Source organism: Streptomyces sp. CNQ329 (genome assembly GCF_000482585.1).
The window spans coordinates 107,571-130,051 of sequence record NZ_KI519460.1 but is presented as its reverse complement, the minus strand read 5'-3'; the positions used below and the strand labels follow the sequence as shown (position 1 = coordinate 130,051).

Here is a 22,481-nt window from a genome sequence, read left to right as displayed (position 1 = left end):
GCGCCCGGCCGGCGGCGCCCGGAGAACAACCGCCGGGATCCGATCCGCCCGCCCGCCCCGCTCATCCGCCGGCGGCGGGACGCGGCCCGGGCCGAGCCGTCGACGCGCGCGTCACCAGTTCCGTGGCCAGTTCGATGTGGTGGGACTCCACCTTCTCGCCGTTGGCCAGGCGGAGGGCGGTGCGCAGGGCGACACCGCCCATCTCCCGCAGCGGCTGGCGCACGGTCGTCAGCGGTGGCGAGGCGATCCGGGCGAGGATCGTGTCGTCGAAGCCGACCACGCTCAGGTCGTCGGGAACGCGCAGGCCACGGGCGCGGGCCACCTCGATGACGCCGAGGGCGATCTCGTCGTTGCCCGCGAAGATCGCCGTCGGCGGATCTGCGAGGTCCAGCAGTGCCGCGGCACCGGCCAGACCGGTCTGGTACGTGAACTCTCCGGGCCGGACGTACGCGGGGGGCACCGGTGCCCCCGCCGCCTCCATGGCGGCGCGGTAGCCGTGGGCGCGGGCCTGGTTGCACGCCGCCGTGACCGGACCGCCGAGATGGGCCACGCGCCGGTGGCCGAGGGAGAGCAGGTGCTGGGTCGCGGCCAGGCCGCCGGCGAAGTTGGTCGCTCCGACGCTGTTGACCCGGCTGTGCGGCGGATGCAGCGGATCGAGCACGACCGCCGGAAGACCGGCCCGGGCGAGCACTTTCAGGTGCGCGGCGGTGTAGACGCTGGTGACCCCGATCAATGCCCGGCGTCCGGCCGTGACCAGGTCCCGGGCCCAGTGCGGGGCGTGGGACGACTTGCCGATGACCACCGAGGCTCCCAGCTCGGCGGCGGCGTCGAGTATGCCTTCCACCGCCTCGGCCACGTACGGCCTGAGGGCGCCCGCGTACTGCACCTCGATCATCGCGCTCTGCGGCGCCTCGGTGTGGCGGAACACGGGCGCGAAGTAGTCGTGCCGGTGCAGCAGTTCCAGTACCCGGGCGCGGGTCTGCGGTGCCACGTCGGTGCGATCGTTGACCACTTTGGACACGGTCGCCACCGAGACCCCCGCCGCCCGGGCGATGGTCGCCAACGTGGTGCGCCTAGCGTCCGTCGCCATCGGCATCCCCCTGCAGTCTGTCCACCGGCGTGGTGAGCCGCCGGTCGTGGCCGACCACACGGGTATCGCCGGTCAACCGTACGGTAGCCCGGCAGGGGAGATCGGCGGAGGAGGTCCCGACGAGCACCTCGACCTCCCCGGGTTCGACGATCCGCCGCAGATCCCGGCCCGTGAACGCGGTCCGGTCGGCATGGACGCGGAACCGGATCCGCGTGCTCGCGCCGGACTCCAGCCGGACCGGGGCGAAGCCGGCCAGTTGCCGGACCGGCCGGGTCACCTGGGCGACGAGGTCGCGCAGGTACAGCTGGACGACCTCGTGGCCGGCCCGGTTACCGGTGTTGCGCACCCGCACCGACACGGCGAACTCGCCGTCGGTGGGTATCTCGGTCGCGCTCAGGCGCGGGTCGTCGACCTCGAACGTGGTGTAGGACCTGCCGTGTCCGAACGGGAACAGCGGCGTCGGGTCGAGGTTGCTGATGCCCTGCGTGTTCCCGCCGAGCGGCGGCTGCAGATACGTGCCCGGCTGGCCGCCCGGCCGGCGGGGTATCTGAACGGGCAGCTTGCCGGCGGGCTGGACCCGCCCGGACAGCACACCGGCGACCGCCGCGGCACCTTCCTGACCGGGCATGAAAGCCTGAACCAGACCGGCGGCGCGGGGATGGACCTCGCCCAGGGCGTACGGGCGGCCGGAGAGCACCACCACGACCACGGGTGTCCCGGTGGCGAAGAGCTCCGCGAGCAGGTCGGCCTGCACGCCCGGCAGCCGCAGATCCTCGGCGTCGCACCCCTCGCCGGACGTGCCGTTGCCGAACATGCCCGCGCGGTCGCCCACCACGGCCACGCACAGGCCGGCCTCGCGGGCCGCGGTCACCGCGGCGGCGAAGCCGGAACGGTCGTCGCCGGACACGTCGCACCCCGGCTCGTACCCGATCCGGGTGTCCGGGAACTCGCCGCGCAACGCGTCGAGAACGGTCGGTGCCGACACTCCGGGGGGCATGCCGGGATGGCGGGGGAGGACGTGGTTGGGAAAGGAGTAGCAGCCCATCAGGGTGCGCGAGTCGGCGGCGCACGGACCGACCACGGCAAGCCGCTCCGGCGCGGTACGTCCGTCACCGAGAAGCGGCAGCACGCTGCCCTCGTCGAGCAGCACGACGGACCGCTCGGCCAGCTCCCCGGCCAGCTTCCGGTTCTCCGGTGAGTCCAAGTCGGCCTCGGCCGCCGCGGCGACGGAGCTCTCGGGCGTCCAGCCGGGGTCGAGGAGCCCGAGCTGGACCTTCTGGGTGAGCAGCCGGCGCACCGCCCGGTCCACCAGGGATTCGGGCAGCTCGCCCCGGTCGACCCGCTCCACGAGGTGGGGGCCGAAGCCGAGGGTGTCGGGCAGTTCCACATCGATGCCGGCGCTGAGCGCCAGCACGCCCGCCTGCCGGGTGTCCGCGGCCACCCCGTGCATGCCCGCGAGGAAGGCGATCGCCCCGTAGTCGGAGACCACGGTGCCGGTGAACCCCCAGTCGTCGCGGAGCAGATCGGTCAGCAGCCACGAGTCGATCCCCGCGGGGACGCCGTCCACTTCGGAGTACGAGTTCATCACGGAACGTGCCCCGCCCACGGCGATCGCGGTCTCGAACGGCGGGAGCACGACGTCCGTCAGCTCGCGGCGGCCGAGGGACACCGGCCCGTGGTTGCGGGCGGCGCGGGACGCGGAGTACCCGGCGAAGTGCTTCAGGGTGGCGATGACTCCGGCGCCCTCCATACCGGCGACGTAGGCGGCACCGAGCATCGAGACCAGGTACGGGTCCTCCCCCATGGTCTCCTCGACCCGCCCCCACCGGTAGTCGCGGACCACGTCGAGGACCGGAGCGAGACCCTGGTGCACGCCGACCGCCCGCATGTCCCGCCCGATCGCGGCACCCAGCCGTCGCACCAGGTCCGGGTCGAACGTCGCCGCCCACGCGAGGGGCGCGGGGTAGACCGTGGCGCCGTACGTGGTGAAGCCGGTGAGGCATTCCTCGTGGACCAGCGCGGGGATGCCGAGCCGGGAGCCGCGGAGAACCGTGTGGTGCGACCGCACGAGTTCGGCGGCCCCCTCCGCGGGCGTCACCGGCCGGCTGCCGTAGATGCGGGTGAGATGGCCGAGACCGTGCCGGGCGGCCTCGGCGAGCGGAACGCTCCCGGACTCGAACACCTCCTGGATCGGCGCCACGCGCGCCCCCTCGGCCGGCCCGTCACCGTCCTCCCCGGCGCCCGCCGTGTTGTTGCCGATCCAGCGGCTGCCGAGCTGCGCGACCTTCTCCGCCACCGTCATCTCGGCCAGGAGGGCGTCGACCCGGTCCGGTACGGGCAGCGCCGGGTCCTGCCAGCGGGGCGTGCCCCGGCCCGTCACCGGTAGTGATTCAGCCGTGGACATCGCATCCTCCCGCGTTACTCAATCCGCTTGCCTCGAAAACCTTTCGAGCCTGTAGGGCTCCTTCCGGAAACCGTCGACACCCGAGGGTACGCGTGCAGCCCTTATGCCACAACGGACTTACCCATCTCTTGACAGCTCTGCGCCCGGTACCTAACTTGCACCCACGAGAACTGAAGCAGGGAAGATTTTCGAAAACTTTTCATCCATGGCCCGCCGGAAGCTGACGGCCCTCGAGTGCGGAGAACACACATGGAGATCCACCTCTCTCGTCGTACCCTCCTCGGCCTGGCGGCCGGCGTTCCGGCGTCCGCGGCGCTCGCCGCCTGCGGCTCATCCGGCCCCGGCAAGGGCGGCGACGGCGGCACGGCCACCTACTGGCACCTGAGCGGCCAGCCCCAGGAAGGCGTCAGGACCAGCGCCGTGGAGCGGTTCAACGAGTCCAGCTCCACAGGTCGGATAGACGTCACCACCTTCGAGAACGACGCGTACAAGACGAAGATCAAGACCGCCATCGGAGCCGGGGAGGCGCCCACCATCATCTGGGGGTGGGGTGGTGGCACGCTGCGCACCTACGCGGAGGCCGGCCAGGTCGACGACCTCACGCCGTGGTTCGACGAGAACCCCGAAGTCAAGAACCGGCTCTTTCCGTCCTCGTTCGGCGCGGCGACCGTCGACGGCAAGATCTACGCGATGCCGTTCGAGAGCGTGGAGCCGATCGTCCTGTTCTACAACAAGAGGGTCTTCGACGACGTCGGCGTGGAACCGCCCCAGTCCTGGGACGACATCATGGCCCTGGTGCCCAAGTTCAACGACGCGAACGTGGCGCCGTTCTCCCTCGGCGGCCAGTCCCGGTGGACGAACATGATGTGGCTGGAGTTCCTCTTCGACCGCATCGGCGGCCCCGAGGTGTTCCAGGCCGTCTTCGACGGCGAGAAGAACGCCTGGTCCCACCCGGCCGCCATCGATGCGCTGACCAAGGTGCAGGACCTGATCAAGGCGAACGGATTCGTCAAGGGCTTCTCCTCGATCACCGCGGACTCCAATGCCGACCAGGCGCTCCTGTACACCGACAAGGCCGCGATGATGCTGCACGGCTCCTGGTCGTACGGCATCCAGCAGGCCGAGGGCGGGGACTTCGTCTCCGGCGGCGGGCTCGGTTTCATGAACTTCCCGCCCGTCGAGGGCGGCAAGGGTGATCCGGGCAACTCCGTCGGCAACCCCGCCCAGTACCTGTCCATCTCCTCGAAGGCCAGCGCCGAGCAGAAGAAGATCGCAAAGGACTTCTTCGCCAACGGCGTCCTCCAGGACGCCGAGGTGAAGGAGTGGATCGACACCGGGGCGGTGCCGATCGCGAAGGGCTCGGAGAAGCTGCTGGCCGAATCCGAGAGCGCGGAGTTCCTGGAGTTCGTCTACGGCATCGCCAGTAACGCCAAGACGTTCGGCCAGTCCTGGGACCAGGCCCTCAGCCCGACGGCCGCCGAGACACTGCTGGACAACATCGCCCGGCTGTTCCAGTTGTCCATCTCGCCGAAGCAGTTCACCGAGAACCTCAACGAGGTCATCGGCAAGTGAGCACCCTCACCACCTCCACGGGACGCAGGGACCGGCACGGCATACTGCCCTGGCTGGCCGTGCCGGCGCTGCTGTTCTTCGTCGGCTTCGCCGTCGTCCCGCTCGTGGGCGTCCTTCTGCTGAGCTTCACGACGTGGGACGGGATCGGCGACATCCACCCGTCCGGACTGACCAGTTGGCGTGCGGTGCTCACCGATCCCGGTCTGCCGCACGCCCTGTGGGTGACGTTCCTGGTGATGGCCGTGTCCTGGGCGGTGCAGACACCGGCGAGCATTCTGCTGGGCACGTTCCTGGCCGGCCGCCAGCGTTACCGCGCGGTGCTGAGCCTGGTCTACTTCATCCCGCTGCTGCTCAGCTCCGCCGCGATCGCGGTCGCGTACAAGGCGCTGCTGGACCCCAACTTCGGGCTGGGCGCAGGGCTGGGGGCCGAGTGGCTGAGCAAGGACTGGCTGGGGCGCCCCTGGCTGGCGTTCGGCGTCGTCGTCTTCATCGTCTCCTGGCAGTTCATCCCGTTCCACTCGCTGATCTACCAGGGGGGCGTCCAGCAGATACCCCAGTCCCTGTACGAGGCCGCACAACTGGACGGCGCCGGCCGGGTCCGCCAGTTCTTCAGCATCACGCTGCCCCAGCTCAAGTACACCATCATCACCTCGTCGACGCTGATGGTGATCGGGTCGCTCACCTTCTTCGACCTCATCTTCGTCCTGACCGAGGGCGGCCCCGGGGACGCCACCCGGGTCCTCGCGCTGGACATGTACAAACGGGGTTTCCAGGCCAACCTGATGGGTCCGGCCAGCGCCATCGCGGTCGTCCTCGTCCTCATGGGCCTCGCGATCGCCCTGCTGCTGCGCCGGCTCGGCGGCCGGGACGCCGGTGAGAGCCAGCTCGAGGGAGTCTGACATGACCGCCACGCTGACCAAGCCGCAGCCGCGGAAGACCCTCCCGCGCGAGCGGCGGCAACGCCCCGGTCCGGCCACCCGCCGGCGCAACTGGCTCGGCGGCCTGGCCGGATGGTTCTGGCTCGCCGTCGTCGTCGTACCCCTCTACTGGATCCTCATCACCAGCCTCAAGGCCCAGAGCAACTACTACGCGAGCAACCCGCTGGCACCGCCGAGCGAACCGACACTGGACAACTACGAGCTGGTCATCGAGTCCGACTTCGTCACCTACTTCGTCAACAGTGTCATCGTCACCGCCGGTGCCGTGGTGCCGGCGGTGACGGTCTCCTTCATGGCCGCCTACGCCATCGTGCGCGGCTGGCGCCTGCGGTTCCTGCGCGTGGTGAACGGAATGTTCCTCATGGGCCTCGCCATCCCGCTGCAGGCGACGGCGATCCCGGTCTATCTGATCATCATCAAGCTCCAGCTCTACGACAGCCTGCTGGCGCTGATCCTGCCGTCGATCGCCTTCGCCATCCCGCTGTCCGTGCTGATCCTCGCCAACTTCATCCGGGACGTGCCCAAGGAGCTGTTCGACTCGATGCGGGTGGACGGGGCGACCGAGTGGGGGACGCTGTGGCGCCTGGCCGCGCCACTCACCCGGCCGGCCATCCTCACCGTGACCATCTTCAACGCGCTGACCATCTGGAACGGATTCCTGCTGCCGCTGATCCTCACGCAGAGCCCGTCCCAGCGGACCCTGCCGCTCGCCCTGTGGACCTTCCAGGGCGAGTACGGGGTCAACATCCCCGCGGTCCTGGCCGCCGTCGTCCTCACCACCCTGCCCCTGATCATCCTGTACGCCTTCGGGCGCCGCCAGTTGCTCAGCGGGCTCACCGCGGGATTCAGCCGGTGAGCCCGACCGGCCGGCCCCGCTCCACCGCGGCGCCCGACAGCCCGGAGGGCCCGCCTCCTGTGCGCACGTACGACAACCCTGTGATCAGCGGGTTCCATCCGGATCCGAGCGTGTGCCGGGTCGGCGGCGACTACTACCTGGTGTGCTCCAGCTTCGAGTACTTCCCCGGGCTGCCGCTCTTCCACAGCAGGGACCTCGTCCACTGGGAGCAGATCGGCAATGTGCTCGACCGGCCGGAGCAACTGCCGCTTCCCCTTCCCGGCGCCAAGGCGTCCGGCGGTCTCTACGCCCCCACGATCCGCCACCACGACGGCCGTTACTGGGTCATCAACACCAATGTCGACGGCGGCGGCAACTTCGTCGTCTCGGCCGAACGGCCCGGGGGACCGTGGAGCGACCCGGTCTGGATCGACCTGCCCGGGATCGACCCCGATCTGGCGTGGGAGGAGGACGGCACCTGCTGGAGCGTCTTCTCCGGGCCCGAAGGCGGGATCAACACCGCCCGGATCGATCCGGTCCGGGGGAAGGTGCTGGAGGGCCCCTTCGCCACCTGGTCGGGCAGCGGCCTCAAGTTTCCCGAGGCGCCGCACCTCTACCGCATCGGCGACTGGTGGTACCTGCTGATCGCGGAAGGCGGCACCGAACGCGGCCACAGCGTGTCCATCGCCCGTGGCCGCTCGCCGCGCGGCCCCTGGGAGGGCGCGCCCGCCAACCCCCTGCTCTCCCACAGCGGAACCGCCCGCTCCATCCAGAACACCGGCCACGCCGACCTGGTGGAGGCTCCCGACGGCAGTTGGTGGATGGTTCTGCTCGGCGTCCGGCCCCGCGGCTTCAGCCCCGACGTGCACGTGCTCGGCCGCGAGACGTTCCTGACCCCCGTGGAGTGGACCGAGGACGGCTGGCCCGTCGTCGCACCCGTTCCCGAGAGCCACACGGCGCCGGGCGGTGCCTGGCACCCGGTGCCGGCCCTGCCCGCCCGCGACGACTTCGACGAGTCCGCTCTCGCGCCGCACTGGGTCTCGCCGTTCGCCCGCCCGGAGGGCTCCTGGTCGCTCACCTCACGCCCCGGGTGGCTGGCACTCACCGCTGCCGGCGCCACCCTGGACCGCCCCGGGTACACGTTCACCGGCCGCCGGCAGCAGCACCACGACTGCCGCGTCAGCGCCTCCGTCGACCCGGGCACGGGAAGCGGCGGCCTCAGCGTGCGCCTGGACGAGGCCCACCACTACGAACTGGAGGTCGGGAACGGTCAGGCCGCCGTCGTCGCCCGTATCGGTCCCCTGCGCCAGACCGTGGCCACCCGCCCGGTCCCGTCCGGCACGCTGACCCTCACCGTCACGATCCGCACGTCCGGCCTCGTGACCGCGTCCCCGGAACTCGCCGACGGGAGGATCACCGGCCCCGACACCCTCGCCTTCTGGCTCGGCGATCCCGGCGCCCCGGGAGCCCGGCCACTGGCCGAACTGGACGGGCGCTACCTGTCCACCGAGGTCGCCTGCGGCTTCACCGGCCGGGTCATCGGCATGTACGCCACCGAGGGCACGGTCGCCTTCGACTGGTTCGAGTACGTCCCGGACCCGCCGCCCGCCGCCTGACGCCCGGTCCGGCCCGTTCGCCCACCCGCGTCGCCGGCGGACACCGCCCGCGGCATGCCGCGAGACCGCGCCCACGGACCGCGGCCTCACCCACCGTCCAGGAGGACCCGGCGGCCGTCGGGGCGCCGGCGGGTGCGGCCGGTCTCGTCGAGGGTTTCCAGAAGGGGGATCGCGACCCGGCGGCTGACGGCGAGGGCGCGGGCGGCGTCGCCGACCGTGAACGGCTGGGGTACGTCGGCGAGCCGGCGGGCCGCACGGCTCACGGACCCGGCGGGGAGGTAGACGGAACCCACGCGCTCCAGTGCGCCGCGGCGCACCAGCAGGGCCAGCGCCTCGGCGTTGAGGCCCAGTTCGTCCAGCCGCCGCCGGGTGGGTGCCTGGAACGGGGCGGAGCGCAGCTCGTCGAGCAGCCCCCTCAACCCGTCGGCGACCGCCGCGGGGAGCCGGTCCGCCTCGTCCGCGCGGTACACCCGGCCGTCGCGCAGGGCCAGCCCGGCGCCGAACGCGGCGGCCAGGCCGTCCAGGTCGGTGTCCGGCGGCAACCCGAGGAGCCGACGGGCCTGAGCGGCCGGCAGTCCCGGGTCGGCGGGGTGGGTCCCGGCGTGTGCGCGCACCGCCGCGGCCAGGGCGGCGCCCAGCCGTTCGGCGTGCCCTCGGTCGAGCAGCCAGCGTTCGCCGTCCGGGGCGACGGCATAGCCCTGCGCGGCGAGCCGGCCGCGTTCGCCCAGCCCGACGGCGGCCAGCCGAACGGCGGGGTCGGTCGGCTCGGCGATGCCGGCCAGCCGGTGCGCGCGGAGGGCGGCGGCTCCCCGGCCGGTCAGCGGGGGCGGCTCCGGGTCCAGCACCGTCGCGCCGACCAGCAGCCGGGAACCCGGGTCGCGGAGCAGCAGCCGGTCACCGACGTGGAGCGGCAGCGGAGTGCGCAGGGTGAGGCGGGCGGTGTCCCGGCCCAGTGGCCGCAGCCGCGCGCCGGTTGCGGCGGTGCCGCAGTGGACCAGGGGCTCGGCGGGCAGGCGGGGAGGCTTCTTGCCGTCGGCCGTCCCGCCCGCCGGCCCGTGCCGGACGTCGACGAGGTCGGTGGTCCACCAGCGCCCGGGGGTGAGGAGCGCATCGCCCCTTCCCACGTCATCGGCGGTGATGCGGCGGAGGTTGACGGCGACGCGGGCGGGACCGGTCACCCGCGCGACGGCGCGGCCGAGGCACTGAAGGCCCCGCACCTGAACGGCGCGGCCGGCGGGTGCGAGGTGCAGGGTGTCGCCTTCGGCGATCGTTCCGGCGACGAGGGTTCCGGTGACGACCGTGCCGGCGCCCGCCACGGTGAACGCCCGGTCCAGCCACAGCCGTACGGGGGCCGCCGGATCGGGCGGAGGCTGAGCGACGGCCAGCGCGTCGAGCTCGCCGAGCAGCCGGTCGAGCCCTTCGCCGGTGCGGGCGCTGACGGCGACGGCAGGCGCGCCGGCGAGGCCGGTGCCGGAGGTCCGTTCCACCGCCTCGGCGAGCGCGGGTGCGGGGTCGGCGAGGTCGGCGCGGGTGATGGCCAGCAGTCCGGTGCGTACGCCGAACGCGTCGAGCGCGGCGAGGTGTTCGGCGGTCTGCGGGCGCCAGCCCTCCTCGGCGGAGACCACCAGCAGCACGGCGGGCGCGGTGGCGATCCCCGCGAAGGTGGTGGACAGATAGCGGTGGTGGCCCGGCACATCGACGAAGGCGAGGGTGCGCCCGCCGGGCGCGGTGGTCCAGACGAAGCCGAGGTCGAGGGTGAGGCCGCGCCGCCGCTCCTCGGCGAGCCGGTCGGGGTCGGTGCCGGTGAGGGCGCGCAGCAACGTCGACTTGCCGTGGTCGACGTGGCCGGCCGTCGCGACCACCAGACCGGCGGGCGCGGTCACGACGGTGCCGGCGGCGCGGTCACCGTGGCGAGAACGGCGGCGAGCACGCGTGCGTCGTCCTCCTCGGGAACGGTCCGCAGGTCGAGCAGCAGCCGGTCGCCGTGGACGCGGCCGACGACGGCCGGGTCGCCGGCGCGCAGCGGCCCGGCGAGGGCGGCGGGCAGCGCGACGGCGGCGCTGGGCAGGGTGACGCCGGGTGCTCCCCCGCCGCCGACCCGGGCCTCGCTGGACACCGCCTCGGCGGTGACGCCTCGTTCGGTGAGCCGGGCCGCCAGCGTCCCGGCGCGGGCGGCAAGCGCGGCCCGGCGGGTCGCCAGGGCTTGTGCCACGGGGGTCGGGGGGCCGAGAACGGTGGCCTCCAGGGCGGCGAGGGTCAGCTTGTCGACACGCAGCGCGCGGGCCAGCGGATGGGCGCGGAGCGCGTCGACGAGGTCGCGGCGGCCGAGCAGCAGACCCGCCTGAGGGCCGCCGAGCAGCTTGTCCGCGCTGGCGGTGACCAGGTCGGCGCCCTGGTCGAGGGAGGTCGCCGCGTCGGGCTCGTCCGGCAGTGCGGGGTGGGGCCGCAACAGCCCGGAGCCGATGTCGTGGACCAGCGGAACGCCGAGTGCGGCCAGCCGGGCCACCGGGACGGAGGAAACGAAGCCGGTCGTCCGGAAGTTGGAGGGGTGCACCTTCAGAACGAGGCCGGTGTCGGGCCCGAGGGCGCGCGCGTAGTCGTCGAGGTGGGTGCGGTTGGTGGTGCCGACCTCGACCAGCCGGGCGCCGGTGCTCTCCAGCAGTTCGGGCAGGCGGAACCCGTCGCCGATCTCGACCAGTTCACCGCGGCTGATGAGGATCTCACGCCCTGCCGCGAGGGCGGTGGCGGTCAGCACCAGCGCGGCGGCGTTGTTGTTGACCAGATGGACGGCCTCCGCGTTCGGGACCGCCGCGGCCAGGGCGGCCAGCGTGCCCCTCCCCCGCCGCGCACGGCGCCCGTCGCCCAGGTCGAACTCGACGTCCGTGTGGCCGGACGCGGCCTGTAGCGCTTCGGTGGCGGCCGGGGAGAGCGGCGCGCGGCCGAGGTTGGTGTGCACGACGACACCGGTGGCGTTCACCACCGGGGACAGCGAGGTGGCGGTCCGCGGCAGGGCGGCGACGGCCGCGGCGGCGGCCTCGTCGGGGGCCAGCAGACCTTCTCGCACCCGCTGCTGGGCCTCCGTGACCGCGCGACGGACCAGCGGGCGCCCCAGCCGCCGTGCGGCGTCGGCGAGCCGGGGGTCGGCGAGCAGGGCGTCGGTACGCGGCACGCGACGTCTGGTGTCCGTCAACGCCGGGCCCTCCCCGGTGGCGTCAGAACAGCGGCAGAGCTTCGTGGCGGGGCGTTGTCCACCCTGCTCGCCCTCCCGTTCACCTGCGTCGACGGGACGGGCGGGTCGGGCACAACCTACGTGAGGAAGACGCCTGTCGCCAGGGGGAGCCGGCGACGGCCGGAACTCCGGCGGGCGCCACGTGGCCTTGCTTGGCGGAGGCGTATGGGAATCGAACCCACCCGGCCGGGGTTCCCGACCGCATCGGTGTTGAAGACCGTGGGGGCCACCAGGCGCCCGCACGCCTCCGCCGGGGAGTCTACGTCGCCGGACGAGGGGCCCGTCCCGTCCCCTGTGCGGGCGGCGGAGTTCGGCGGTAGCGTCCGGCGGATGACCGTGCGACTGACCCAGTACGCGGGCGGCGGTGGCTGCGCCTGCAAGATTCCTCCCGGCGAACTCGATGCCCTGGTCTCCTCCCTGGACCGGACGGAGAGCCGGCCGGAGGATCCCGCCGCGGAGTTGCTGGTGGGCCTCGAAGGCGGCGGAGACGACGCCGCCGTGGTCCGGCTCGACGGTGCGCGGGCACTCGTCACCACGGCCGACTTCTTCACGCCCGTGGTGGACGACGCCTACGACTGGGGCCGGATCGCGGCGGCCAACGCGCTCTCCGACGTCTACGCGATGGGCGGCACCCCGTGGGCGGCGATCAACCTCCTCGCCTGGCCGCGGGACACGCTGCCGATGGAGCTGGCCGCCGAGGTGCTGCGCGGCGGCCGTGACGTGGCACACGCGGCGGGCTGCCAGGTCTCGGGCGGCCACAGCGTGACCGATCCGGAGCCCAAGTACGGGATGTCGGTGATGGGGATGGTCCACCCCGAGCGGATGCTGCGGCTGGACGCGGCCGAGCCGGGGCAGGCCCTGACCCTGACCAAGCCGCTGGGCAGCGGGGTGCTCAACGCCCGGCACAAGGCGACCGGGGAGGTCTTCGCCGAGGCGGTGGCCGTGATGACCGCGCTGAACCGCGACGCCTCGATCGCGGCGGTGGCCGCCGGCATCCGGGCGGGAACGGATGTCACGGGGTTCGGACTGCTGGGCCACGCCTACAAGCTGGCGCGCGCCTCCGGGGTGACGGTGGCGATCGACGCGGCGGCGGTTCCGTTCCTCTCCGCGGCCGGACCGGCCGCGGCCGACGGCTTCGTCAGCGGCGGCACCCGGCGGAATCTGGCGTGGGTCGAGCCCCGGGTGGAGTTCGGCGGCCTCCCCGAGGTCGACCGGTTGCTGCTGGCCGACGCACAGACCTCGGGAGGGTTGCTGCTCGCCGGCGAAGTGCCCGGACACCCGGTGATCGGCGAGGTGCTGCCGCCCGGCGAGTCGCCGGTGGTGGTGCGCGGCTGAACGGTGTGCCCGCGGAGCCGGGCGGCGCCGGGCAGGCGCGGCTCGCGGCCCCCGGAAGCGATCGCTTGTATGTACACCGTCATTCTACCCGGGTAGAGTGGGCCGCCGTTCAGCGCAACAGGTTCGGGACACCGTTCTCAGGAGGACCATGTGGCGTCACCCACTGCCGTCGAGCACCGCGCGTTGGACGGTATCGCCTACCGTCTCGCCACCGACCTCGACCTGACGCGGCCCGCGACCTCCGTGGTCGAGGTGATCGCCGACGGCCGCCTCCACGAACTCACCGCCGGGCCGGCCGACTTGGCCGAGTCGGTGGCGGCGTCCCTGGGGATCACCGCCTTCGACAGCGAACTCTCCTTCCAGGGCGGCACGTTGCGGACCGTCACCACCAGCGAGTACGACGCGCAGTCGCAGCAGGTGGAGAACCCGACGCTGGTGGTCTGGCAGGGCCGGCGGTTCAGCCTGATCACCCGGCTCTACCGGGCCGCGCTCACCGATGTGTTGCTGCTGCTGCGCACCCTCGGCCTCGCCGAGCACTCCGACGGCATCACGCTCTCCCCGGACGCCGCCGCCGGCACCCGCCTGGCCCGTCCGGCCACGGTGCTCAAAGAAGTGCCGACGCTCGGCCTGGTCGAGATGAGCCGGCCCACCCGCGAGCACACCGTCCAGCTCCCGCCCTGGCAGGGTGCGTCGGTGCCCTCGGGAGAGCTGTTCCGCGACTCGCTCTCCGACGGGCGCCCGTTCTTCGTGCTCTCCGGCGACGAGGTGTGGGCGACCATCGTGCCGCTGGCCGACACCACCGCCGACCGTGTGCCCACGCTGGTCGAAGCCCTCGACCTGCGGGCCGTGGGGTGACGTCGCTGATCGCGGCCATGGCCACGGGCGTGGTGCTGCTGGCCCTGCTCGCCGGCGGCGCCGCGCACCTGAGCCGGCCCGCCGTCCTGCCCGACGCGTTGACCGCTCACCGGCTGCTGCCGCGGCGCGCCGTGGCGCCGGCCGCGCGGGCGGCGACGGCGGCCGAGAGCCTGCTGGCCGTCGCCGGCGTCGCCGCGCTGCTCGCCGGCCACCGCGCCGCGCTCGCCGTCGTGCTCGCCGCCGCCGCGGCGATGTTCGCCTGCTACGCGCTCTACACCGGATACGCCCTGACGTCCGGGAGCGGCGGCCCCTGCGGCTGCTCGCGCTCGGACGTGCCCTTGAGTTCCTGGGTCGTCGGCCGGGCCTGGTCCCTCGCCGGACTGGCCGCCGTCGGCGCCACGCTCGTCGCGGCGGCAGGCGGCCCGCCCGAGGGCCCGGCCGAGTGGACGACGGCGGTGCTGGCCGCCGTCACGCTGGCGGCCCTGCTCCGGGTGCTGCCGGCCGCCATGAGCCGGCCGGCGCCGCCGGCACGAACGTACGCCCACACCGGCACCGTCCCCGCCGTCGAGGGAGGCCACTGACCGTGGACTTCACCACCAGCGCCCTGCTCCTCTCCTGGGTCGCCATCGCCCTGCTCGCCCTCGTGGTGTCCGGGCTGGTGCGGCAGGTCCACCAGCTCTCGCGCGGCGGAGTGGTCCGCTCCGCCGGGCGGCTGGGCGTCGCACCGGGCAGCGCCGCGCCGCACGCGGACGAGCTGCTGGCCGCCGACCGCGAGACGCTGCTGCTCTTCCTCAGCGCCGAATGCCGCACCTGCGCCGAGGTGCTGGCGGCGGCCGGCCGCCTCGACGGGCCGCACGCGGTGCGCGCCGTCTACGCCGGTGACGCACCTCCCGCCACGGAGGCCGGCGTGCCGGTCACCGAGAACCGGCCCGACCTCTTCACCGCCTACGACGCGATCGCGACCCCGTTCGCCGTGCTCGTCGGCACCACCGGGCGCGTCGTACGCAGCGAACCGCTGGGCTCCGCCGACGCGCTGGGCGACCTGGTCGCCGCAGTCCCCCACCCCACCAGCCAGCCGAGGAGCGCGTGATGACCACCCTCGACGAGGTTCCCCAACTGCGCCGTCCCGGCGCCGCCGACCGGCCCACCCGCCGCCGGAGCACCTCCTCGCTGCCGAGCCTGGCACCCCGGCGGCGCACCGTGCTGCAATCGGCGACGGTCGCGGGCTTCGCCGCCCTCGGCGTCTTCGGAGCGGCCAGGGAGGCGTACGCGGACGGCTACGACATCTGGGAGGGCGCGTGCCCCTCCTACGCCTCGGAGCACGACTGCTCCCCCGGCTGCGGGCCGAGCACGGTGCACGCCGCCGCCTGTGAGACGAGCGGCCCGCACGAGGGCTTCCACCGCAACGACGGCGTCACCTGGACCCTGCGGCCCAACCAGTGCTACTCCGGTTCCTACGACGGCTGGCTGTGGGCGTTCAGCGGCGCGTGCGGCGCCTGCGGCTGCGGCATCGAACGGCGCTGCCACGACGGCTACTTCAACTCCGGCTCCGGCTGGGTGCGCTCCATCTGCCGCTGGACCACCGAATGCGGCTGCGAAGGGGCCATCACCTGGCCCACGCTGCGTGACGGTTCGCGCGGACCGGACGTCTCCACCGCCCAGTACCTCCTGGGCCACCACCGGTTCCCCACCGAGCCGGACGGGATCTTCGGGCCCAACACCGAGACCGCGGTCACCGGCTTCCAGGAGGCCATGGAGCTGCGGCAGACCGGCACGGTCGACGCGACCACCTGGACCCACCTGGTGGTCACCGTCCGCCAGGGCGACTCCGGCGACGCCGTCAGCGCCGCTCAGCGCCAGCTCGTCAAGCACGGCTACCCGTTGACGGTGGACGGCGTGTTCGGATCGCTCACGGCGGAGGCGGCCCGGGAGTTCCAGCAAGGGGCCGGACTGACCGTCGACGGCATCGTGGGCCAGCAGACCTGGCGCGCCCTCGTCGGCGGGGTATGACGTGGGGCAGGTCGGCACGGGACCGGCCAGGCCGGCCTGGCGCGGCCGGCTGACCGACCCGGCGGTGCCGATGCTCGTCCTCAGCCTGGGCGCGGTGGCGGCCAGTTGGTACGGTCCCCTGCTCACCTGGACGGTCCTCGGCGGCCTCGCCGGCTACTCGCTCTCCGGCTCCGTTTGAACGCGGAACAGCGCGCACGCGCTTGCCTCGCCAGGTTGGCGGGCCGTTCACCGACAGACCACCGTGCTGGGGGTCTTCTCCGCCGGGCTGCTGCTCGGCGCCCTGCTCTCGGCCACCGTGCTGTGGCTTGCCTCGGGGCTGGTCGCCCCTCTCTCCGCGGGCTGGCGCGCGGGGGCGACGGCCGTCCTCGGGCTGCTCGCCGTCGCGCGCGACGCCGGGGTGCTGCGCCTGCGGCTGCCGCAGAACGCGCGGCAGGTTCCGCAGGACGTGCTGCAACGCCATCTGGCACGCGGCGCGCTCCAGTTCGGGTTCGAGATGGGCACCGGGGTGCGGACCTACGTGTCGGCGAGCCTGCCGTACGCCCTGGCGCTGGGAGTGCTGCTGGCCAACGACGTGGCCGTGGCGCTGTTCGCCGGGCTCGGCTTCGCGCTGGGCCGCGCGGCCACCCCGGTCCTGCGGTTCGCCTCGGGCACCGGCGAGGAGTGGGACGACCGGCTGCAGGGCCGCCTGTCCCTCCTCACACTCGGGGCCGCGGCGGTCGCGACCGCGGCCTGGGCGGTGCTGGCCCTACGGGGGTAGGAACCGCCCGCCGCTGTCGTGAGGACATGCCGTTCACAGGGCTGCGTGAAGCGCCCGCCGGAAGGACTCCGCGGTCGTGGTCCTGATCCGCGGGCTGTCGATCAGCGCCTCGTCGATCACGTCGGCGAGGCGGCGGGGAATCGACGGGACGCGGTCTCTGATCGGCACAGCCGCGTCCCGGAGCAGCACCATGATGGGGTCCGCATCCGGCGGGAAGGTACGCGGCGTGGTCCCGGTCAGCATGCGGTACAGGGTCGCCGCCGTGGCCCAGACGTCGACCTCCGGCCTGGCGTATTTGTAGTCCACGACCTGCGTGCGCGGCATGTACGCCACCGTGCCGGCCACCGCCCCGGTGCGGGTGAGTCCCGACAGCCCGGCCTGGTCGAACGCCTTGGCCAGGCCGAAGTCACTGATCTTGACCGCCCCGGGCGTCCCGGAGGCGCTGCCCGGGCGCGCCGCGAAGAGGATGTTCGACGGCTTGACGTCCCGGTGCACCAGGCCGTGGCGGGTGTGGGCGTGGTCGAGCCCGTCGAGCACCTGGGCCGCGAGGGCGACGGCTTCTGCCGGCGGCAGCGTGCGCCGCTCGGTCAGCAGTTCCGCAAGGGTGCCGTACGCGCAGTACTCGCCGGCCAGGTAGAACGTGGCGCCCTGCGCACCGCTGTCGCGGTAGCCCACGATGCCGGGATGCCGCAGGCCGCGTACGCTCTCGATCTCCCGCAGGAAGGCGTTCCTGGCACGGTGGCCGACCGCCACCTCGGCCAGCAGCACCTTCAGCGCCACGAACTCGCCGGTGTCCAGGTGCCGGGCCAGATGGACGACGCCCTGCCCGCCCCGGCCGAGTTCCCGCACCAGCTCGTAGCGGTTCATCCTCCCCGGCCCGGCCAGCAGGCTGCGCACCAGGGCCCGGGGATCCCTCCGGCACGCGCCGCAGACGACGTCGCCCGGACGCCCGCGGTCGGCAGACTCCGACGTGTCGCGCCCGCAGTGGGCGCAGTACATCCGGGTCGGCTCCAGCGTGGTGGCGCCGGTGACGGTCTCCACCCGCAGCAGCGTCCGGCCGATGCGCACCTCGTCGCCGTGGGCGAGGTCGCGTTCCGGGAACTCGGTGCGCGCCGCCTGGCCGGGTTTCTGGTCCGGCCGGCGCCTGCCGATCTCCTCCCCGTTGACGAAGGTGCCGTTCAGGCTCCCGAAGTCCCGGATGCGCACGTCGGGCGGGTTGATGTCGAAGAGGCAGTGGTGACGTGAGACGCGCCGGTCGTCCTCCGGCAGCCTGGGCCTGCAGTCGGAGGCCCTGCCGAGCACGCAGGTCGTGCGTTCGGTGAAGTGGAAGGCCCGTTGCGCCGACGGGCCTTCCCGCACCGACAGGATGACGGCTGCCCGGTCCTCGCCGGCCGCCGCGATCTCCGCGGCCTCCCGGTCCTCGCTCATGCCGTGTCGCCTTCAGGAGCGGGCGGCGTGGGTTGCGGCGTCGGCTCTTCAGGGAACCGGTACTCCCAGTCCAGCTCCCAGACGCAGGTGACGCCCCTGCGGTCGGTCGAGGTGACGAGGTGGCCGTTGTCGCTGATCCCCAGCCACATGACCTCCCCCTCGTGGTCGTCCAGGCTGCGCAGGCAGGCGCCGGTGCCGAGGTCCCACACCCGTACCAGACCGTCGCCCCCGCCGGTGACGGCGAAGTGGCCGTCATCGGCGACCAGAACCTGGTGGACGGGAGGGCGCACCGCGTTCCTGACGACATGCCGGCTCCGGCCCGAGGCCAGGTCCCAGATGCGCAGCGTTCCGAAGCCGTCGACGGACGCGCCGGTCGAGCCGTCCGCGGAGGCGTCCACGCGCACGGAGGCTGCCACGGCACCGGGGTGACGTTCGTGGCCCGTCAGTACGTGGCGGCACGTTCCCGCCGGTGCGTCCCACACCTCCACCCTGCCGTCCCCGTGGGTCGACAGCAGCAGGTTCCCGACGACGTTCCAGGAGATCAGTGAGTCGCTCCCGCTTCTCAGCTCCTGGAGGCATTCCCCGGACCGCACGTCCCAGACCCGCCGTTCCCCGGGCAGCCCCTGGGAGTAGGCGATGTGCCCGTCGGCGCTCACGGCCACGTCGAAGACCGTGCCGGTGTGGCCGGCGAGCGTGCGCCGGCACTCGCCGGTCACCAGGTCCCACACGCGGATGACAGCACCGTCCGAGGTGAGACCGGTCCGGCCGTCGGCGCTCACCGCCGCCGCGTGAAACCGCTCCGCCTCGCTGCGCAGCACGTGCAGGCAGCGTCCCCGCTCCAGGTCCCAGACCCGTGCGGTGCCGTCCAGGTTGCCCGTCGACAGGGCGATCCGGTCGTCCCCGCTGAGCGCGAGCGCCCCGACATATCCGCCGTGCCCCTGGAGCAGGTGGCGCAGACCGCCTTCCCTGAGGTCCCACACCTGGATGTCATGACTGTCCGTGCTGCGGTTGAGCAGGATCGGGGTCTGATGGCCCACCACGCGCGGCGGGTGACCCACCAGGGGCGGGGCGGCGGCCAGCCACGCCCCCGACAGGGTGGTGCGCTGCCCGGTCCGTGCCACCTCCCGCCAGCGGTCGAGCAGCGGACGGTGCCGGCGGTATCCGGGCACGGCCCGCGCCCGCCGGATCTCCCGGGCCGCGGCGCCGAAGCGGCCCTGGGCGATCATCGTGGCCGTCCGGTCCAGGGCCTCGCGCACCATGCCGCTCTCCCGGAGCCGTCCGGCGACCGGGCGCGGGCGGGGGTGGCTCCAGGCGGCGGCCGGACCCGCCCCGGTCCATTCCCGCACGGTGACGGTGCCGTTCCGGTCACCCATGAGGACGGTACGGCCGTCGTCGCCGAAGGCCAGCGAGACGGGGTCGCCCTGCTCCTTCCAGGTCTGCAGGCACCGCCCGGTGGCCGTCTCCCAGAGTTCGACGGTGTGGAACCGGGCGAACAGCGCGTGCCGGCCGTCGGCGCTCACCGCCAGGATGTCCGCGGGTGCGCCGGGGCGGGTGATCGCGCGGCCGGTCCCCGCCGCGAGGTCCCAGACATGCACCGTGCCCCGGGCCTGGCCGGTCCACGGTTCCGTGGTGAGGAGGGTCCGGCCGTCGGAGCTCAGCGCGGCACGGGAGAAGTGGCCCCTCACGGCGCCCAGCAACCGGCCGGTACGCGGCTCCCACAGCCAGGACGAGAGCTTTCGGCGGTCGAGCGCGAACGCGACGTGCCCGTCCGCGCTGAGGAACGCGCTGCGGACCCCGTCGTCCGGCGGTTCGTCGTCCAGCGACCGCAGGTACCGGCCGGTCCGGGCGTCCCAGACGCGGATGATTCCGGTGTCGTGTCCGGTCAGTACCAGCCGTCCGTCCGCGCCCATGGCGACGCCGCGCGCGTCGTCGAGGCCGTCTCCGGTGCCGTCGTCCGTGCCGTCTTCGGTGCGGACGAGGTGGTGACGGAGCCGGCCGGTGCGCAGGTCCCAGATCTGCGCCGGCCCGTGGTAGTCGCCGGTGACGGCCCGGCGGCCCGCCGCGTCGATCCCCAGGAACAGGACGCCGTACCGGGCGTCGGTCACCGTCACGGTCCGCACGCAGCGGCCGTCGGCGAGGGCCCAGACGCGGACCGTGCCGTCCGAGGACGCGGATACGGCGGTCCGGCCGTCCTGGCTCAGGGCCACCGCGTTGACGTCCCGGGTGTGTCCGGTCAGGGCCCGGGGCGAGGCGACGCGGGGGAGGCGGTCGGCCCGGTCGAGCGCCGCGGCGACGTCCGCCGAACCGGGCCACCGCCGGGCGGCGGCCCGCAGAGCCTCCCGGGCGGCCTCGGCGTCGCCGCGTTCCAGATGCACCAGGCCCAGCAGATACTCGCCCGTGCCGTCCTCGGAGCGCGCTGCGCGGACCCGCTCCAGGTCGGCGACGAACTGGGCATCGGTGATCCGTGCGGCACGCCACAGATACAGGCCCCGGTTGAACACCGTAGGGGGGTGGTGGGGGTCGGCTTCGGCAGCCCGCTGCCACAGCTCCTCCGCCTCCCCGTCCCGGCCGAGGTCCAGCATCGACAGGGCCTGGTTGCACAGCTCGTCGGCGAGGCGCTCCGCGGTCCGCGGCTCGGGGCGCGGGTACGGCTCCCCGCACGCCTCGCCGTAGACGGCTGCCGTCTCGGCGGCCAGCTCGCCCATGTCCCGGGGCCGGTCGGCGGGATCCCGGGCGAAGCAGCGTTGCAGCAGGGCGACCAGACCGTCCGGCAGGGCGTCGTCGTCCGGGTCCGCGACGTAGGCGGCGAGCACGTCCGCGGCGGTCTGCCCGTACCGGCACGGCGGGCGCTTCATGAACATCTCCAGCACGGTCAGCGCCCATGACCAGGTGTCCGTCGCCCGGGTGAGCCGGGGCCTCGGCCGCCCGGAGTCCGCCGTCCAGACGGCGGCCTCCGCCTGCTCAGGCGAGCAGTACGCCGGGGTCATCCCCCCGAAGCCGGCGAGCACACTGGCGCCCGGCGGGGCCGCCGTGCTCTCCCCGGCCGCGGCACGGGCCCGGGCCAGACCGAAGTCCGTCACCTTCGCCGTGCCCTCGCGGTCGAGGAGCACGTTGGCGGGCTTGACGTCCTGGTGCACGAGGCCGTGCCGGTGGGCGTGCTGCAGTCCCCACGCGGTCTGGACGGCGATGTCGAGGATCCGGCGCAGCCGTTCCCGGCGACCGCCCGTGGACAGACGCCCCTCCCGAACGGCCTCGGCGAGGCTGCCCCCGTCCAGCCATTCGGCGAACACCCGGGGCACGCCCCCCAGTCTGCGCACGTACACGCAGTTCGCGGTGTGCGGATGCTCCCCCAGCCCCACCCAGGTGGCGGCTTCGGCCTCGAAGTCCCTCAACCCCCTCGCGGTGGCCACCAGTTCGGGCCGGGGCGCCTTCACCGCGAGCTCCACGTTCCACCCGCTGTGCAGCACCCGGTAGACAAGCCCCATGCCCCCGCTGCGGATCACGTCCCGGACCTCGTACAGACCGAGAATCACCTCACCCGGCCGCCACACGGCCGGCACCTGACCGTCCATCACCTGCCGCTCCCCTTCCGGACGACGACACGAACACTAAGGGAGAGCGGATCCGGCGTCCCGCGCCGCGCACGGTGAACCGGGCGGCGCCGGGCGTCACTTCGGCCGCCGGGTGATGCGGGACGTCTCCCACCGGCACGGCGGGACGGGTCAGGCCCCGCGCATCCGCTCGTAGCGGGCCAGCAGTGCCCGCCCGTCCGCGGCGAACGGCCAGTGCGGGTCGGCCAGGCGTGCGGTGAGTTCGTCCCACGGGAGCCACCAGCCCTCGGCGACCTCTTCCGGCTGAGGGACGATCAGGCCGTGGCGCGCCGGCTCGTACACCGTCTCGTAGAGGTGCGCCAGGTAATTGGTGTGCGTGTCCGTGAACCAGTGCCGGCCGACCGGCCGTACCGTGCATTCCTTCACGCCGAGCTCCTCGGCCAGCTCCCGTTCCGCGGCGGTGTCCGGCTCCTCGCCCGCCGCGATCACCCCGCCGACCCACACGTCGTGCAGACCGGGGTACACGTCTTTGGTGTCGGTGCGGCGATGCATGTACACCTGTCCGGAGGCGTCCCTGACAAGGATCTTCACGGCGGCGTGGGGCAGGTTGCGTGCCCGCATCCGGCTTCTGGGCGCACTGCCGACGACCCGGCCGGGCAGCTCGTCCTGGGCGTACAGGGCGACGATCTCTTCCATGTCTCTCCTCGCTGGGGGATCTCCACCAGTACCGTCCCCGGGCAGCCGCCCGCCTGCGGATCGAGCGGCGCGGCCGGGCGCTGAACTCCGGCGGGAGTCACCGGGGGACAAGGGACCGCGGCCGGGGGTATTGACGGCGCACCCCCTCCCCTCAATCATCCTTGA

18 protein-coding genes and 1 tRNA gene are annotated in these 22,481 nt (G+C 73.5%); 11 read left to right on the top strand and 8 right to left on the bottom strand.

Annotated elements, in window-relative coordinates:
• Positions 1 to 61: 61 nt before the first annotated feature.
• Positions 62 to 1,090, bottom strand: coding sequence for a LacI family DNA-binding transcriptional regulator (locus tag I003_RS0130130; RefSeq protein ID WP_027774822.1), 1,029 nt, complete (start codon positions 1,088 to 1,090; stop codon positions 62 to 64).
• Positions 1,074 to 3,494, bottom strand: a complete 2,421-nt coding sequence (locus tag I003_RS0130125; protein ID WP_051368659.1) for a glycoside hydrolase family 3 N-terminal domain-containing protein — start codon at positions 3,492 to 3,494, stop codon at positions 1,074 to 1,076. Before I003_RS0130125 ends, I003_RS0130130 begins: the two co-directional genes overlap by 17 nt.
• Before the next feature lie 249 nt (positions 3,495 to 3,743).
• Here I003_RS0130125 and I003_RS0130120 point away from each other — a divergent pair, with 249 nt between their 5' ends.
• The 4 genes from I003_RS0130120 to I003_RS0130105 are packed head-to-tail and all read left to right on the top strand — an operon-like array spanning position 3,744 to position 8,455.
• The gene (locus I003_RS0130120) at positions 3,744 to 5,066 is read left to right on the top strand and encodes an extracellular solute-binding protein (protein WP_078564584.1); all 1,323 of its coding nucleotides are present in this window, start codon (positions 3,744 to 3,746) and stop codon (positions 5,064 to 5,066) included.
• Positions 5,063 to 5,965: a carbohydrate ABC transporter permease gene (locus I003_RS0130115; protein ID WP_027774819.1), complete on the top strand. Its 903-nt coding sequence runs from the start codon at positions 5,063 to 5,065 to the stop codon at positions 5,963 to 5,965. The genes I003_RS0130120 and I003_RS0130115 overlap by 4 nt, the downstream gene beginning before the upstream one ends.
• Position 5,966: 1 nt before the next feature.
• Positions 5,967 to 6,860, top strand: coding sequence for a carbohydrate ABC transporter permease (locus I003_RS0130110; RefSeq protein WP_027774818.1), 894 nt, complete (start codon positions 5,967 to 5,969; stop codon positions 6,858 to 6,860).
• A 59-nt stretch (positions 6,861 to 6,919) separates the two neighbouring features.
• The gene (locus tag I003_RS0130105) at positions 6,920 to 8,455 is read left to right on the top strand and encodes a glycoside hydrolase family 43 protein (protein ID WP_027774817.1); all 1,536 of its coding nucleotides are present in this window, start codon (positions 6,920 to 6,922) and stop codon (positions 8,453 to 8,455) included.
• 86 nt (positions 8,456 to 8,541) lie between these two features.
• Here I003_RS0130105 and I003_RS0130100 read toward each other — a convergent pair whose 3' ends face one another.
• From I003_RS0130100 to I003_RS0130090, 3 genes are all read right to left on the bottom strand, one after another.
• The gene (locus I003_RS0130100; protein ID WP_027774816.1) at positions 8,542 to 10,338 is read right to left on the bottom strand and encodes a SelB domain-containing protein; all 1,797 of its coding nucleotides are present in this window, start codon (positions 10,336 to 10,338) and stop codon (positions 8,542 to 8,544) included.
• Positions 10,335 to 11,645, bottom strand: coding sequence for an L-seryl-tRNA(Sec) selenium transferase (gene selA, locus I003_RS0130095; protein ID WP_027774815.1), 1,311 nt, complete (start codon positions 11,643 to 11,645; stop codon positions 10,335 to 10,337). The genes I003_RS0130100 and selA overlap by 4 nt, the downstream gene beginning before the upstream one ends.
• Positions 11,646 to 11,837: 192 nt before the next feature.
• Positions 11,838 to 11,933: transfer RNA gene (locus tag I003_RS0130090), tRNA-Sec, on the bottom strand.
• An 81-nt stretch (positions 11,934 to 12,014) separates the two neighbouring features.
• Here I003_RS0130090 and selD point away from each other — a divergent pair.
• The 7 genes from selD (at position 12,015) to I003_RS0130055 (ending at position 16,641) form a co-directional block, all read left to right on the top strand.
• Positions 12,015 to 13,019 carry a selenide, water dikinase SelD gene (gene selD / locus I003_RS0130085; RefSeq protein ID WP_027774814.1) on the top strand — a complete coding sequence of 335 codons (1,005 nt, stop codon included), beginning with the start codon at positions 12,015 to 12,017 and terminating at the stop codon, positions 13,017 to 13,019.
• A gap of 150 nt (positions 13,020 to 13,169) precedes the next feature.
• On the top strand, positions 13,170 to 13,874 hold the full coding sequence (locus tag I003_RS0130080) for a hypothetical protein (RefSeq protein ID WP_027774813.1): 705 nt from the start codon (positions 13,170 to 13,172) through the stop codon (positions 13,872 to 13,874).
• Positions 13,871 to 14,455, top strand: coding sequence for a MauE/DoxX family redox-associated membrane protein (locus I003_RS0130075; protein WP_027774812.1), 585 nt, complete (start codon positions 13,871 to 13,873; stop codon positions 14,453 to 14,455). Before I003_RS0130080 ends, I003_RS0130075 begins: the two co-directional genes overlap by 4 nt.
• 2 nt (positions 14,456 to 14,457) lie before the next feature.
• Positions 14,458 to 14,964 carry a hypothetical protein gene (locus I003_RS0130070; RefSeq protein WP_027774811.1) on the top strand — a complete coding sequence of 169 codons (507 nt, stop codon included), beginning with the start codon at positions 14,458 to 14,460 and terminating at the stop codon, positions 14,962 to 14,964.
• On the top strand, positions 14,964 to 15,884 hold the full coding sequence (locus tag I003_RS0130065; RefSeq protein ID WP_027774810.1) for a peptidoglycan-binding domain-containing protein: 921 nt from the start codon (positions 14,964 to 14,966) through the stop codon (positions 15,882 to 15,884). The genes I003_RS0130070 and I003_RS0130065 overlap by 1 nt, the downstream gene beginning before the upstream one ends.
• A 1-nt stretch (position 15,885) precedes the next feature.
• Entirely contained in the window at positions 15,886 to 16,062 is a 177-nt protein-coding gene (locus I003_RS36605; protein ID WP_199784371.1) for a hypothetical protein, read from the top strand.
• Between the two features lie 63 nt (positions 16,063 to 16,125).
• Positions 16,126 to 16,641: a hypothetical protein gene (locus I003_RS0130055; RefSeq protein WP_027774809.1), complete on the top strand. Its 516-nt coding sequence runs from the start codon at positions 16,126 to 16,128 to the stop codon at positions 16,639 to 16,641.
• Positions 16,642 to 16,674: 33 nt separating this feature from the next.
• Here I003_RS0130055 and I003_RS0130050 read toward each other — a convergent pair whose 3' ends face one another.
• The 3 genes from I003_RS0130050 to I003_RS0130040 form a co-directional block, all read right to left on the bottom strand.
• Positions 16,675 to 18,069, bottom strand: a complete 1,395-nt coding sequence (locus I003_RS0130050; protein ID WP_051368658.1) for an FHA domain-containing serine/threonine-protein kinase — start codon at positions 18,067 to 18,069, stop codon at positions 16,675 to 16,677.
• Complete coding sequence (locus I003_RS33990; protein ID WP_051368656.1) at positions 18,066 to 21,641, bottom strand: protein kinase domain-containing protein; 3,576 nt, start codon at positions 21,639 to 21,641, stop codon at positions 18,066 to 18,068. The genes I003_RS0130050 and I003_RS33990 overlap by 4 nt, the downstream gene beginning before the upstream one ends.
• Before the next feature lie 150 nt (positions 21,642 to 21,791).
• Complete coding sequence (locus I003_RS0130040; protein ID WP_027774807.1) at positions 21,792 to 22,316, bottom strand: NUDIX domain-containing protein; 525 nt, start codon at positions 22,314 to 22,316, stop codon at positions 21,792 to 21,794.
• Positions 22,317 to 22,481 lie beyond the last annotated feature (165 nt).